The organism is Streptomyces violascens, assembly GCF_014649955.1.
Taxonomy (GTDB): domain Bacteria; phylum Actinomycetota; class Actinomycetes; order Streptomycetales; family Streptomycetaceae; genus Streptomyces; species Streptomyces violascens.
Map to the genome: position 1 here is coordinate 162,524 of NZ_BMUA01000008.1, position 14,036 is coordinate 176,559.

Annotated in this window: 12 protein-coding genes and 1 pseudogene; 3 read left to right on the plus strand and 10 right to left on the minus strand. The window is 71.6% G+C overall.

What is annotated here, in order from left to right; translation table 11 throughout:
• Positions 1 to 3 precede the first annotated feature (3 nt).
• From IE206_RS18640 to IE206_RS18675, 8 genes are all read right to left on the minus strand, one after another.
• Positions 4 to 456, minus strand: a complete 453-nt coding sequence (locus IE206_RS18640) for a nuclear transport factor 2 family protein (RefSeq protein WP_189963317.1) — start codon at positions 454 to 456, stop codon at positions 4 to 6.
• 115 nt (positions 457 to 571) lie between these two features.
• A complete protein-coding gene (locus tag IE206_RS18645; protein ID WP_189963319.1) occupies positions 572 to 1,069 on the minus strand; it encodes a methylated-DNA--[protein]-cysteine S-methyltransferase in 498 nt (165 codons plus the stop codon).
• Between the two features lie 12 nt (positions 1,070 to 1,081).
• Positions 1,082 to 2,551, minus strand: a complete 1,470-nt coding sequence (locus IE206_RS18650) for an AlkA N-terminal domain-containing protein (RefSeq protein ID WP_189963624.1) — start codon at positions 2,549 to 2,551, stop codon at positions 1,082 to 1,084.
• A gap of 127 nt (positions 2,552 to 2,678) precedes the next feature.
• Positions 2,679 to 3,536, minus strand: a complete 858-nt coding sequence (locus IE206_RS18655; RefSeq protein ID WP_189963321.1) for a geranyl diphosphate 2-C-methyltransferase — start codon at positions 3,534 to 3,536, stop codon at positions 2,679 to 2,681.
• Between the two features lie 89 nt (positions 3,537 to 3,625).
• Positions 3,626 to 4,819, minus strand: coding sequence for a family 2 encapsulin nanocompartment cargo protein terpene cyclase (locus IE206_RS18660; RefSeq protein WP_226599720.1), 1,194 nt, complete (start codon positions 4,817 to 4,819; stop codon positions 3,626 to 3,628).
• A 110-nt stretch (positions 4,820 to 4,929) separates the two neighbouring features.
• On the minus strand, positions 4,930 to 6,348 hold the full coding sequence (locus IE206_RS18665) for a family 2B encapsulin nanocompartment shell protein (RefSeq protein ID WP_189963323.1): 1,419 nt from the start codon (positions 6,346 to 6,348) through the stop codon (positions 4,930 to 4,932).
• A 389-nt stretch (positions 6,349 to 6,737) separates the two neighbouring features.
• Positions 6,738 to 7,265 (minus strand): O-acetyl-ADP-ribose deacetylase, encoded by a 528-nt coding sequence (locus IE206_RS18670; RefSeq protein ID WP_189963326.1) that lies wholly within the window; start codon positions 7,263 to 7,265, stop codon positions 6,738 to 6,740.
• Positions 7,266 to 7,350: 85 nt separating this feature from the next.
• Complete coding sequence (locus IE206_RS18675) at positions 7,351 to 8,775, minus strand: phytoene desaturase family protein (protein WP_189963327.1); 1,425 nt, start codon at positions 8,773 to 8,775, stop codon at positions 7,351 to 7,353.
• Between the two features lie 80 nt (positions 8,776 to 8,855).
• Between IE206_RS18675 and IE206_RS18680 the strand changes: the two genes are divergently transcribed.
• Positions 8,856 to 9,674: a nucleotidyltransferase family protein gene (locus IE206_RS18680; RefSeq protein ID WP_189963329.1), complete on the plus strand. Its 819-nt coding sequence runs from the start codon at positions 8,856 to 8,858 to the stop codon at positions 9,672 to 9,674.
• Between the two features lie 413 nt (positions 9,675 to 10,087).
• Here IE206_RS18680 and IE206_RS18685 read toward each other — a convergent pair whose 3' ends face one another.
• On the minus strand, positions 10,088 to 10,915 hold the full coding sequence (locus IE206_RS18685; RefSeq protein ID WP_189963332.1) for an inositol monophosphatase family protein: 828 nt from the start codon (positions 10,913 to 10,915) through the stop codon (positions 10,088 to 10,090).
• A gap of 202 nt (positions 10,916 to 11,117) precedes the next feature.
• Between IE206_RS18685 and lplAB the strand changes: the two genes are divergently transcribed.
• A complete protein-coding gene (lplAB, locus tag IE206_RS18690) occupies positions 11,118 to 12,173 on the plus strand; it encodes a lipoate-protein ligase LplAB (protein WP_189963334.1) in 1,056 nt (351 codons plus the stop codon).
• 25 nt (positions 12,174 to 12,198) lie between these two features.
• Positions 12,199 to 13,092 carry a hypothetical protein gene (locus IE206_RS18695; protein WP_189963335.1) on the plus strand — a complete coding sequence of 298 codons (894 nt, stop codon included), beginning with the start codon at positions 12,199 to 12,201 and terminating at the stop codon, positions 13,090 to 13,092.
• Here the strand turns inward: IE206_RS18695 and IE206_RS18700 are convergent.
• Positions 13,056 to 13,775 (minus strand): annotated as a pseudogene (locus IE206_RS18700) (cytosine permease); the annotation flags it as partial. The gene IE206_RS18695 and the pseudogene IE206_RS18700 overlap by 37 nt on opposite strands.
• Positions 13,776 to 14,036: the final 261 nt, after the last annotated feature.

A 14,036-nucleotide genomic window follows, 5' to 3' on the forward strand; every position in this document is an offset into this window, starting at 1 on the left:
CAACTACCGGACGCCAGCGCTCCCCGCGTCGAATGCCCTGGCAACGGCGAGGCTGTCCTCGTAGATGTGATGCCGGGTGACCAGGCCGTGCTCGATGGTGAGATGCAGGGCGAATCGCGCGGTATAGGCGCGGCCGGTGGAGCGGGCGGTCTGGCGGATTTCGCCGAGCACCACCGCGTCTTCGCCGTCGATGAGTACGCGCTCGACCTCCGTGGCCGCCTGTCCGGGCACATGGTGTTCCGCTAGCTCGCGGTAGTGCGCCGCGGCGTCGTCGCGGGTGCGCCGGTGGCGGATCCACGGGGTGGCCGGGCGGCCGTGTTCGGACTCCGGCCAGGCCAGTTTCCAGTCGCCGCTCTCGGCGTACAGCTCGGCGATGCGGTCGGGGTCGCCCTCCCCGATCCGGCGCAGTAGCTCCTCCACCACGGAGCGGGTGGTCGCGGGCGCGCTCAAGGACATGGCCAACCTCCGTTCGAGGTCCGCGGGTCGGCGCGGAGTGATCACATTCTCAGCCGCCCCTACCGCCCGCGGCGATTACCTCCCGGGTAATCGACGGGCCGCCCCTCAACCCGCCCTAGAACAGCGCGTCCTCCGCCTCCCCCCGCTCGAACGCCAGCAGCCGCTGCTTGCGGTCGAGCCCGCCGCCGTAGCCGGTCAGGCTGCCGTTCGCGCCGATCACCCGGTGGCAGGGGACGATGATGCCGACCGGGTTCTTGCCGTTGGCGAGGCCCACCGCGCGCGACGCGTTCGGGTTGCCGAGGGCTTCGGCGAGCTCGCCGTAGGAGCGGGTCTCGCCGTACGGGATCTGCTGGAGCTGGTGCCAGACGCGCTGCTGGAACGGCGTGCCCTGAAGGTTCAGGTCCAGCTTGAATTCGGTCAGTTCGGACGCGAAGTACGCCGCCAGTTGGCGGATGACTTCTGGGAACGGGCCGTCCTCGTCCCGCTCGCCGAAGGTTTCCTGCGGGGGCCGGTGGCGCTGGCCCTCCATGTAGAGGTGACTGAGGACGCCGTCCGTGGCTACCAGGGTGAGCGGGCCGTAGGGGCTGTCGATGACTGTGTGGGTGATGTGCACGGCTGAACTCTCTTATGCGGGAAGGTGGTTGATGGCGTGGTCTTCCGTCGCCCACAGGTACTGGACGGCGTAGGCCCGCCAGGGTCGCCAGGAGGCGGCGCGCGCCGTGAGGGCGGCGGGGGTGGAGGGCAGGCCCAGGTTCTGGGCGGCGCGGCGCATGCCGAGGTCGGTGGGCAGGAACGCGTCAGGATCGCCCAGGGCCCGCATCGCGATCGCCTCGACGGTCCAGGGGCCGAAGCCGGGCAGCTCCATGAGCTGGGCCCTGGCCAGGTCCCAGTCGCTGTCGATGCCGAGTTTGAGGGTGCCGTCGGCGAGGGCGGCGACGAGGGTGGTGAGGGTCGTGCGTCGGCTGCGCGGCAGGGCCAGCGTCTCCGGGTCGATCTCCGCGAGCTGGGCCGGCGTCGGGAAGAGGTGGGTGAGGCCGCCCGCCGGGTCGTCGACGGCCTCGCCGTGAGCGACGACGAGGCGGGCCGCGTGGGTGCGGGCGGCGGCCGTCGAGACCTGCTGTCCGAGCACCGCCCGCACCGCGAATTCCGCGGCGTCGACCGTACGCGGCACGCGGCGCCCCGGCGCCTTGTCGACCAGCGGCGCGAGCAGCGGATCGGTGCGCAGGCGGTCGTCCACGGCGACGGGGTCGGCGTCCAGGTCGAGCATCCAGCGGCAGCGGCTGATGGCGATGGTGAGGTCGCGCAGATCGGTCAGGTGCAGCACGCATCCGATGTGCTCGGGCTGCGGGGTGAGCTCCGCGATGCCGTGCCCGTACGGGAGGGACATCGTGCGGCGGAACGAGCCGTCGCGCCACTCCTCGACGCCGGGCACGCCGGTCGCGGCGAGGTGGCCGAAGAGGTTGTCCGGGGTGAGCGGGGCGCGGAAGGGCAGCCTGAGGGTGATCGCGCCCGGCGTCTGGCGGGCGATGCCGCGCGCGGCGCGGGCCCGCAGCTCGGTCGGGGCCAGCGCGAACACCTCGCGGACGGTGTCGTTGAAGGTGCGGATCGAGGAGAACCCGGCGGCGAAGGCAACCTCGGCCATGGGCAGCGGGGTCGTCTCGATGAGCAGCCGCGCGGTCTGGGCGCGCTGGGCGCGGGCCAGGGCGAGGGGGCCCGCACCCAGCTCGGCGAGCAGCTGGCGCTCGATCTGGCGGGCGCTGTAGCCGAGCCGGGCCGCGAGCCCCGGAACGCCTTCGCGGTCGACGACTCCGTCCCGGATGAGGCGCATGGCGCGGGCGACGGTGTCGGCGCGGGCGTTCCACTCCGGCGAGCCGGGCGTGGTGTCGGGGCGGCACCGCTTGCAGGCGCGGAATCCGGCCTGCTGGCAGGCGGCCGCGCTGGGGTAGAAGGTCATGTTCTGGACCTTCGGCGGCACGACCGGGCAGCTGGGCCGGCAGTAGATGCGGGTGGTCAGGACGGCCGTGAAGAACCAGCCGTCGAAGCGTGCGTCCTTGGACTGGACGGCGCGTACGCAGCGCTCGGTGTCGGTGTGCATCAGGGCGGGGGCGACGGGAGGCATGTGTCAAGCATCGGGCACTCCTCTTGCCCTTGCTGGCGAGAATCCGACATTGACCTCGCGGGGCCAGGGGCGGGGAACCCTCCAGGTTCCCCGCGCCGCTGGATCAGATGCGGTCGGCGGCGATCAGCAGGTAGTGGAAGCTGCCCTCGCGGTACGCCGTCAGGAACGGGTCCTCGACGCCGGTGGCCAGGGAGGACTGGGCCCGCAGCTCCCAGTACGGGATCGCGTCGGCGGTGAGGTCGACGACGTTGATCGGGACGAGACCGTTGGCGGCCATCGCCTTGAAGTACGCGCTGCGGGGGTGGATGTTGCAGGTGTAGTGCTCGTCGATGCGGCTGACCGCCTTGGAACGGCCGCCGGTGACGTCGTTGTAGCAGCCCGTGATGACGACGTAGCGACCGCCGAAGGCCAGCTGGCGGGCGTGCTCGGAGAAGAGCTCGAAGAGATCCACGTACATGGTGGACTCGTTGTTCCAGATCCCCTGGAAGGCACCGGTCGGGAAGCCGGTGTCGAGCATGTTGCCGAAGTGGTAGCGCACCTTGCCGTCCACGCCGCGCTTGCGGGCCTGGCCGTTGGCGAAGTCGACCTGGGACTGGGATATGGACACGCCGTCGACCTCGCAGCCGAAGCGCGCGTTGGCCATGATGCTGCTGCCGCCCCGGCCGCATCCGGCGTCCAGGAGGCGCTGGCCCGGGGCGATGGGGCCGAGGTGATCGAGGAGGACATCGGCCTGGGCCGACTCCAGGCGGTGCAGCTCCTCGACGATGCGGGCGTCACGGGTCTCCTGCGGGCCCTCCAGGACGGAGGGGTCGTAGTCGCCGAGCCCGTAGTGGTGGTGGTAGAGGCCGTCGACATCGCCCAGGCGCAGGTTGACCGGGTCCTGCTCGTTGTTCCAGTACTCCGCGACGGCCTTCTGGTAGGCGGTGCGCAGCACGCCGGCGGGGGCAGGGGTGGTGGTCATGGGGGCTCCTTACTTGGGTGCGGGCATACCGCGGGGGGTGGTGACAAGAGTTGGGTGACCGCGGGGGGTGACGAGGCGAAGGGGCTGGCTCAGGCGCCGTTGTAGCGGAGGCTGCCGCTGTGCCATGCGCGGTTGCCGCCGAGCCAGGCCCACACCCCCGCGAGGAAGTGGCGCAGCTGGGGCGATCCGGTGACGGCGAGGGCCGCGGCCTCGGTCTCGTAGGTGCGCACCAGCTCGTCGTGGATCTCCACGCTCCGCTCCACCGCCTCGCTCGGCGAGCACCGCTCTTCCTCGGCGATCACGGTGGGCAGGTTGAACTCCACGCCCGAGGACTGGTGTTCCTTGGTCATCGAGTACAGGTCATTGACGAGCGTGCTGGCCGTGCCGGCCATCGTCACGGCGCGGCGGACCCTGGGATCGGCGTACTCGGAGGCCGTCAGCGGATGGCCGCTCACCACGTCGACCAGGGCGATGCAGGGCAGGAAGCTGTTGATCTGACGGTGTGCCAGATATTCACGGACGGTGGGCATGTGGCCCCGGGAGCGCCAGGAGCCCTCCTGCCCGTAGCCGACGAACAGGACGGCGACCTCGTGCCGGAGCCGAGCCAGCTGGGCGGAGTCGGCATACCTGGCCAGGTCGTGGAGCGCCGAGCGCAGGGCGACCCGTACGGGGTCGGCGCCCATGTCCGCTTCCCACGCCGACGCGTAACGGGCCGGGAGGTGGGCGGGGTCGAGGGCCGCGTGGGCGAGACCGAGGTGCGAGCCGAGGAGTTCGGGCCGGGATCCCATGGTCTCGTCGTCGCAGTAGTAGTCGTCCGTGGCCCACTCCGCAAGCGCGCACCGGGCTGCGGCGAGGAGCCGGTCCGGGTCGTCGGTGTCGGGGTGGGCCAGCATCATGAGCCGCCCGAAGTCCGCGGCGCGTACGCGTTCGAGCCGTCCGGCGTAGAGCCCGGCCTCTTCGGCCCAGCTCACCAGGCGGTCGTTCACCTCCTGACCGAGTGCCGGGTCGTCCCGGACCACGGGCGGGCAGTACAGCTCGGGGACTCCGGTGCCGCGCGCCTCCGCGCTGTTGGCGGCCGCCTTGTTCGCAGCGATGCGGGCTGCGGACGTGCCGAGGCCCGTCGGCCCGGTGGGTAGGGACATCGCGGTGCCCGCCGGGCTCGGGGCGGTTCCGGGCAGCGCCTTCGGGGCGGCGTGTTCCTGGCGATGGCTGAGGAGCGTGGCCACCAGCCGCGCCGTGTGGTGGCGGGCCGTGGGTGCGCTCATCCGGGACAGCTGTGACACGGGTTCTGCTCTCCGTTCGCGCTGGTCGACGTCTTCGTCGGAACGGCTGACGCCTTCTCGGTACGGGCTGACGCTGCGTCAGGACAGGCTGCCGTCAGGACGGGCGGTCGTCAGGACGGGCTGTGGAAGACCTCGACGTTTTCGAGGACGCCCAGCGCGTCGGGCACGAGGACCGCGGCCGAGTAGTACGTGCTGACCAGGTAGGAGATCAGGGCCTGGTCGTTGATGCCCATGAACCGCACGTTGAGGCCAGGCTCGTACTCGTCGGGGATTCCGGTCTGGCGCAGGCCGACCACCCCTTCCTCGGCCTCGCCCAGGCGCATCGCGAGGATGGCGGAGGTTCCGTCGTCGGAGACGGGGATCTTGCCGCAGGGCAGGATCGGCACGCCACGCCAGGCAGGAATGGCGTGGCCGCCCACCTCGGCGCTGTCGAACGAGAGGCCCCGCTTGTTGCATTCGCGGGCGAAGGCGGAGATGGCGCGGGGATGCGCGAAGAACGCCTTGGTGCCGCGCCGCATGCTCAGCAGCTCGTCCATGTCGTCCGGGGTGGGCGGGCCGGAGTGGGTGGAGATGCGCTGGCTGTGGTCGGCGTTGTGCAGCAGCCCGAACTCGGGGTTGTTGACGAGCTCCGACTCCTGGCGCTCGCGCAGCGCCTCGATGGTCAGCCGCAGTTGCTGCTCGATCTGGTCCATCGGGTCGTTGTAGAGGTCGGCGACCCGGCTGTGCACTCGCAGGATCGTCTGGGCCACGCTCAACTCGTATTCACGGGGCGCCAGTTCGTAGTCGACGAAGGTTCCCGGAAGGACCGGCTCGCCGGTGTGGCCGGAGGCGAGGGCTATGTTCGCCTCACCCTTCTTGTTCTGCGGCCTTGCCCTGTCGTCCTCGCGCCGGCGGACGTGGTCCCTCAACTGCTCGTTCCGGGCGGCCACTTCCTCGTACGCGGCCCGGGGCAGGGCGAGCACCGTGCACGCCGTCATCGCGCGTGCCGTGAACTCCCACTCCCCCGGCTCCTCGGCGACCGCCTGCCCGCCGAAAAACCCGCCGTCGGACAGCACCCCGCGCCGGGTCTCCTCGCCGTACGGTCCGGTGCCGGCCTTCTCCACCTTGCCGTGCACGATCAGATAGACGTGGTCGACGGCCCCGCCCTGTTCCGCGATCACCTGGCCGGGGCCGTACTGCTGCTTCCGGCACCGGTCGGCGAGCGCACGCAGCGCCTCGTCGTCGTCGAAGCCGCGAAGGAGCGGCAGTTCGCCCAGCTCAGCGGGGACGACCCTGACCGCGGTGCCCTCCTTGACGAAGGTGACCCGGCCGTCGCCGACCTCGTACACCAGGCGCCGGTTGACGCGGTACGCGCCGCCCTTCACCTCCACCCAGGGCAGCATGCGCAGCAGCCACCGGGAGCTGACGCCCTGCATCTGCGGAACGGTCTTGGTGGTGGTCGCCAGGTTCCGCGCGGCGGCGATCCCCAGGCTGAGCTGTGCCCGGCCCGTCGGCTGCTCGGGCTGTTGCCGGTACGCAGCGGTCGACATCCTGGTCCCTTCCGTCGGGGCGTATGCGCCAAAGAAGGAGCCCACGGATTCACCCGATCGGGTGGCGAGAGGCTCCTGCCGGGCAAGTGAACCAGCGAGTAATGATGTTGGTCGAAGCGAGTGACGACATGTCGACGCATTTCGGCCACTGACGCGACACGGCCTCTGCCGCCCACCTCGACGCCTGCGACCGGAGCCCAGCGCTCAACTCGACCGCGATACAACAACATGCGGTGCTTTGATCAAGCAGATTCATGGAGACATGACAGCGGCGGGCTCCACGAACCCGGTCGGCGAGGTGGCCGATAACGCGCGGTCGGGCACAGGCCCCTGAGGGGATCCGCCCACGTCGAGGCGCTCAGCGCGGCGGCTCGGCCGAGCCCGTCCCCTCAGCCGCCCAGGACCTGCGCAAACGCCTGGTACGCCGTCTCGTCGAACAGCACGAAACGGATCTCGCGCAGCGGAGCGCCACCGTGCTCGCGAGCCACGCGGATCGCGATCTCGGCCCCGCTGTCGATCGGCCAGCCGTAGATGCCCGTCGAGATCGCCGGGAAGGCGATGGTCTCGGCGCCCAGCTCTTTCGCAAGCTTGAGGGACTGCTCGTAGCAGGAGGCGAGCAGCGCGCCGCGGTCCTCGGTCTTCGACCAGACCGGGCCCACGGTGTGGATCACGTGGCCGGCGTGCAGCCGCCCGGCCGTGGTGGCGACCGCCTGTCCCGTCGCCAGGCCCTTGCCGTACTGGGAGGCCCGCAACTTGCGGCAGTCCTCCAGGATGGCGGGGCCGCCGCGCCGGTGGATCGCACCGTCAACCCCGCCGCCGCCGAGCAGCGAGGAGTTCGCGGCGTTGACGATGACGTCCACGGTCTGCTCCGTGATGTCACCGTGCACGAGGACGATCTCGGCCCGGGTCGATGTCATCGCTGATCGGCCTTTCGCAGGGTTCGGTGCACGGTCGGCTCTGTGATGCCGCCGCGCATCAGCACGGTCCCCGTCTCAGTCATCGTCATCGCTGATCGGCCTTCCGCAGCGCTCTCCATGCCGCCTTCGCCGCGTTGTGGCCGGACATGCCGTGCACCCCCGGGCCCGGCCACGCTGCCGACGAGCACAGGAACACCGATGGGTGGCGCGTCGCGTACGGGAACAGGGAGACCTTCGGGCGGAGCAGCAGCTGGATGCCGCGGGCCGCGCCGCAGGCGATGTCGCCGCCCACGTAGTTGGCGTTGCGCTCGGCGAGTTGGGGCGGCCCCGCGGTCGCGCGGGCGAGGATCCGGTCGCGGAAGCCGGGGGCGAACCGCTCGATCTGCCGCTCGATGGCGTCCGTGAAGTCGCCCTCCCACCCGTTGGGGACGTGCCCGTACGCCCAGAACACGTGCTTGCCCTCGGGCGCGCGGGACGGGTCGACGAGGCTGGGCTGGGCCGTGATCAGGAACGGGGTGTCGGGGGCCGTGCCGCCGGAGGCCTGGCTCAGGGCGGTGGCGATGTCGCGGCTGGAGGGGCCGATCTGCACGGTCCCGGCGCGCCGGGGCTCCTCGGCCGTCCAGGGCACGGGCCCGTCGAGGGCGTAATCGATCTTGAAGACGGCGGCGCCGTACTTGTAGCCGTCGTACGCGCGGCCCAGGCCCGCGATCCGGGCCAGCGCGGTGGGTGAGGTGTCGAAGAGGTAGGTGCGGGCCGGCGGCAGATCGTCGAGCCGCTTGACCTCGAACCCGGTGTGGACGGCGCCGCCCAGGTCACGCAGGTACGCGGTGAGGGCGTCGGAGATCGACTGGGAGCCGCCGCGCGGCAGCGGCCAGCCGTTCTCATGCGCGGCCAGCGCGAAGAGCATCCCTACGCCGCCCGTGGCCAGGCCGTTGAGGGGGGCGATGACATGGGCGACGAGCCCGGCCATCAGGGCCCGCGCCCGGTCGTCCCGGAAGCGCCGCATCAGCCAGCTGTACGGCGGCAGGCCCACGGTCCCGAACCGGGCGAGGCCGATCGGGTCGCGCGGCAGCGCGGTCAGCGGCAGGGACATGAAGTCCCGTGCCAGGACGTCCCACTTGCCGAGGTAGGGGGCGAGCAGGCGGCGGTACGTTCCGGCGTCGCGCGGTCCGAAGGACGCCGCGGTCTCGGAGACCGAGCGGGACAGGACGGCGGCCGTGCCGTCGTCGAAGGGGTGCGCCATCGGCAGCTCGGGGTGCAGCCATTCCAGGCCGTACCGGTCGAGCGGCATGTTCCGGAACGCGGGCGAGCCGATGCCCAGGGGGTGGACCGCGGAACACGGGTCGTGGCGGAAGCCGGGGAGGGTGAGCTCCTCGGTCCTGGCGCCGCCGCCCACGGTGTCCTTGGCCTCGAAGACCTCGACGCGCAAGCCCCTCCTGGCCAGTTCGACCGCAGCGGTCAGCCCGTTGGGGCCCGCCCCCACGACGACGGCATCGAGCATCGACGGCACCTCGGACTCCTCACGCCACGGCCAGGACCCCCAGGATATTCCGGTGCACCGACAATCCCGCCCGGGGTAGCGTCCGGCCGGTGAACTCGCACGCGGACGCCGCCTTCAGCCACCGTATTTCCGCAGTCGCCGAGCGGCTCACCGAGGTGCCCGGGGTGCGGGCCGTCGCCCTCGGCGGCAGCCGCGCCCGCGGTACGCACCGCCCGGACTCCGACTGGGACCTGGGCCTCTATTACCGCGGTGACCTGGACGTTTCCGCCCTCTCCCGGCTGGCCGAAGAGATCACGGGAGCCCGGGTGGAGGTGGCCGGGCCCGGCGGCTGGGGGCCCTGGGTGAACGGCGGGGCCTGGCTGACGCTCGACGGCGTCGCGGTCGACTGGATCCTGCGCGACCTCGACCGTGTCGAGCACGTCTGGGCGGACTGCCAGGGGGGCCGGTACGAAGTCGGCGTACAGCCCGGCCACCCGCTCGGCTTCTGGTCGCCGACGTATCCCGGCGAGGTGGCCCTGGCGCGCGTACTGGCCGATCCCCAGGGCGAGTTGACGGCCCTTCAGGAGGCGGTACGGGACTATCCCGAGCCGTTGCGGGCGGCGCTGGTCGCGGCGTCCTGGGAGGCGGAGTTCTCGGTGACGGTCGCCCGCAAGTCGGCCGGGTCGGGCGACCCACTGCACGTCGCACTCTGCCTGTCCCGAGCGGTTGGCATCCTGGCCCAGTCGTTGCACGCCCACCACCGGCGCTGGCTCCTGAACGAAAAGGGAGCGTTGGCCTCGGCGGCGGCCCTCCCGGCAGCCCCGCGGGACTTCGCTGAGCGCGCGACGGCAGCGCTGTCCGCCCTGGACGCGGAGGCGGTGGAGCTGGCGGCGACGCTGGTGAGCGAGGTACGAGCGGCGCTGTCCTGACGCCCCCGGGGCTCCGCCCCGGACCCCGTTCGCGCCTGAGGGGCGCTCGTCCTCAAACCCAGCTCGTCCTCAAACTCCCCCAAGGCCACAAGGCCCAGGGGCCCCATGACGGGCTGGGTATGCCCGCATGGGCACCCTGGCAGGGGCGCTGGAGCTTGCGGCCCACCGCATGGACGCGCGGCCTGACGCGGGCGCACCAGCACCCCCCTCCGCCCGGGGCGCGCGTATCAGGGGCACGGGGCCGCGGCACGAGCAACCACACGCGCCCCGCGGCCGTAATGGAGGCCCAAGGAATGCACTCCGCCAGGGCCAACGCTGGTGGGGGCGCGGGGAACCGCGCGAGAAGCACGCACGGTCCGCACCCACACCTGTCCCAGAGGCAGACGCTGAGCCCCCTAAGGCTTGGGCGCGCCTCACTCCCCCGCCAGCAGCCCCCGCATCCGCTCCGCCGTAGCCGCATCCCGCGCCGCGGTGAAGGGAAGCGCATTTCCTCCGGCGATCCGGAACGGCTCGCCCGCGATCGTGGTCTGGGCGCCGCCCGCCTCGGCAATCAGGAGCAGGCCCGCCGCGTGGTCCCACGCGTACTCCCACGAGAAGGCGAGCGCGTCGAGCTCGCCGCGGGCTATCGCCAGGTATTCGAGACCGGCCGAACCGCACGGACGCGGCTGGACCCCCTCGGCGCGCAGGCCGAGGAGAGCCCGCTTCTGGTCGGGCGTCGTGTAGTCCGGGTGGGACGTGGCGACCTCAAGGATCGCGCCGGGTTCGGGTGAACCGGCGTGCAACGGCTCGCCGTTGAGCGTGGCGCCCCGGCCCCGTATCGCCACGGCCATCTCGTCGAGAGCCGGCGCGTACGTCCAGGACGCGAGCAGCTCGCCCCGGTGGGCGAGAGCGACCAGCGTGCAGAATCCGGCTTCGCCGCGGACGAACTGGCGGGTGCCGTCCACCGGGTCGACGATCCACACCGGCGCGTCGCCGTGCAGCGCGTCGTACACCGCCGGGTCCGCGTGCACGGCCTCCTCGCCGACCACGACGGAGCCCGGAAGTATCGCGGTGAGGGAGGCGGTCAGATGCTCCTCCGCGAGCCGGTCGGCCACCGTCACCAGGTCGTGCGGGCCGTTCTTCTCGACGATCTCGTGCGCGGCGAGCTGCCGGAAGCGCGGCATGATCTCGGCGGCGGCCGCCTTGCGGACCGCCTCTTCCACCGCTGCCATGTCACCTGCGAGAAAACCTTCGTCGATCATGCGTCCAGCAAAGCACGAGCCACTGACAATCAGCGAGCCCCGTCCGAATCCCCGGCCAACACCACACGGCTTCGACGTGAACGCCCCAGCCCTTGAGACCCGCCCGATCCAGCTCCGGTCCGCACCCTGTGGGGCCACCCGCCCCGGAATACCCCCCGCCCGATTACCGTTGAGCCCGCTCGGAGCAGATGGAGGCAAATCGGTGCACGGTGAATACAAGGTTCCCGGGGGCAAGCTCGTCGTGGTGGACCTCGACAGCCGCGACGGGGTCCTGCGGGACGTGACGGTCGCGGGGGACTTCTTCCTCGAACCCGACGAGGCGATCCTGGCGATCAACGGGGCCTTGGAAGGGGCACCCGCCGACACCGACGCGGCCGGGCTCGCGGCCCGGATCGACGCGGCGCTGCCGCCCGGCACCACCATGTACGGGCTCACCTCGGAGGGCGTGGCGGTCGCCGTGCGGCGGGCGCTCGCCCACGCCACCGACTGGAACGACTACGACTGGCAGCTGATCCACGAGGCCCCGCAGTCACCCGCGCTGCACATGGCGCTGGACGAGGTCATCACCGCCGAGGTCGCCGCCGGGCGCCGGCCGCCCACCCTGCGGGTGTGGGAGTGGGGCGCGCCCGCCGTGGTCATCGGCAGCTTCCAGTCACTGCGCAACGAGGTCGACCCGGAGGGCGCCGAGCGCCACGGCATCACCGTCGTGCGGCGGATCAGCGGCGGCGGCGCCATGTTCATCGAGCCCGGCAACACCATCACGTACTCGCTTTCCGTGCCCGACGCCCTCGTGCAGGGCCTGTCCTTCGCGGACAGCTACGCCTATCTCGACGACTGGGTCCTGGGCGCGCTCGGCGACATGGGTGTCAAGGCCTGGTACCAGCCGCTCAACGACATCGCGACCGAGGCCGGCAAGATCGCGGGCGCGGCGCAGAAGCGGATGGTCGCGGACGACGGCGCGGTCCTGCACCACGTGACGATGGCGTACGACATCGACGCGGACAAGATGCTGGACGTGCTGCGCATCGGCAAGGAGAAGCTGTCCGACAAGGGCACCAAGAGCGCGAAGAAGCGCGTCGACCCGCTGCGGCGGCAGACCGGCCTGCCGCGCGAGGCCGTCATCGAGCGGATGATCGCTTCGTTCCGTTCCCGGTACGGTCTGTCCGAGGGCAAGGTCACCGACGAGGAGATGGCCCGGGCCCGCGAGCTCGCGGCTACCAAGTTCAGCAGCGAGGAATGGACGGCCCGCGTGCCGTAGCCCGGGCGCGGAGAGGGAGCAGGACGTGGCGGAGCAGTCGCTGTACGTCGACGGGCCTGCCGTTCCCGCGCTGCGGGTCGAGACCGCGTCCGGCCGGCGGCTGCTCCTGCGCCAGGGAGCGGACCCGGTCCTCTTCGCGGTCCAGCGGGCCACCCACCGCGGGCTGTACTACGCGAGGACCGGCCGCTACGTCTCGCCGCTGCCGCCGCTGCGGGCCACCCTCGCCCGCTCCTTCCGGGCATCGCCCGAGTGGCCGGCCCGCTGGGCGCACCACTTCACGGCCGAGCTCCGCACCAGCCCCAACGGGCCCTTCCACCAAGGGAGTTGGCAGCTCCTTCGGTCGCTGCCCAACTGGTTCGCCGACGTGAACTGGCCCAAGCTGCTCTCCCACGATCCCGACCGGGGACACCTCACCTGGTTCGGCTACGGCGACCCGGTCGAGGACGCGCGCGACCTGCTCCCGCTGCGGAGGCTCTCCGCGCCGAACGCTTCCCGCGTGAAGGCCTACCGGCGCCAGTACCGCGAGGGCGTGCTGCCCCCGGTGCTCCTGTGGTGGGTCAGCGGGCTCAACTCCCCCGTCGTACTGGACGGTCACGACCGCCTCACGGCCGCGCTCGCGGAAGGCGGCCGCCCCGAACTCCTCGTCCTGACCCGCGCGATGCTCGACGGCTGGGCCGGGCAGGCCGTGCGCCAACGCATCGAGGCGTACGAGCAGCACGTGCGGGCGGAGGAGGTGAGGGGCGGCCCGCTCGCCTCCACGCGGATCTCCCGTGCATCCCGCAGGCTCGCCGACGACCTCACCACCCTGGACGACGCCGCCGGGCTCACCCGCGCCTGGCCCCTGCCGGGCGGCCCCGAGGCCTGGCAACGGGCGGTCTACGACTACGCGCCGGGCTGGGAGCCGGGCCCCAAGGACTGACGGCGCGTCCCCGCCGACAGCACGACGTACAACAGCAGCGCCGAGCCGAGACCCACCGCCCAGCCGTAGTCCGCGAGCGGCTTCAGGAACGGGATCAGGCCGTCCGTGGGGAACGGGCCCGCCTTGGCGCCCTTGTCGTCGAGCGTGGAGTACGAGCCGCCGATCGCGAGCAGCCCGCCGACCAGGAACGCGGCCACGGCCCGCCAGTTCCAGCCGCCCGTGTACCAGTAGCGGCCGCCCGGCCGGTACAGGTCGGCCACGTCCAGGACCGTGCGGCGCACCACCCAGTAGTCGGCGATGAGGATCCCGGCGACCGTGCCGAGCAGCCCGCCGACCACGCCGAGCCAGGTGAAGATGTACAGCTCGGGCGTGGAGGTCAGCTTCCAGGGGAAGATCAGCACCCCGACCACGCCCGTAATGAGCGCTCCCCGGCGGAAGTTGATGTGTTTGGGGGCCAGATTCGCCAGGTCGTAGGCCGGGGACACGACGTTCGCCGCGATGTTCACCGAGATCGTCGCCACCAGGACCGTCAGCAGCGCGAACAGCAGGCCGAAGACGTTGTCCGTCTTGGCGACCAGGTCGACCGGGCTCCAGATCGGCACCCCGTACACCGCCTGCGAGCCGGAGGTGACCAGGACCGACAGGAGCACGAACGCGGTCATGGTTGTCGGCAATCCGAAGGTATCCGAAAGCCCCAATTAAAGCCCCTGGTCGGAGTGTTGGGGGCGTCCGCCGGGCCGTTCCGTCTCCTCTGTAATGCATGGAAGGGGCCAGCGGCCGGCATGGGCGGTTGCGTGCAGGTTCCACTCGCGGATCAACTGGGGGCTCATGTGTCCGGGTGCTATGGCGAGCACAGTCTCGTCGGCAAGTTCGACTGGGATCATGGCCATGCCGTCGGGGACGAGGCTGGTGATTACAATGCGTGCGCGTTCATTCGGTTCGGC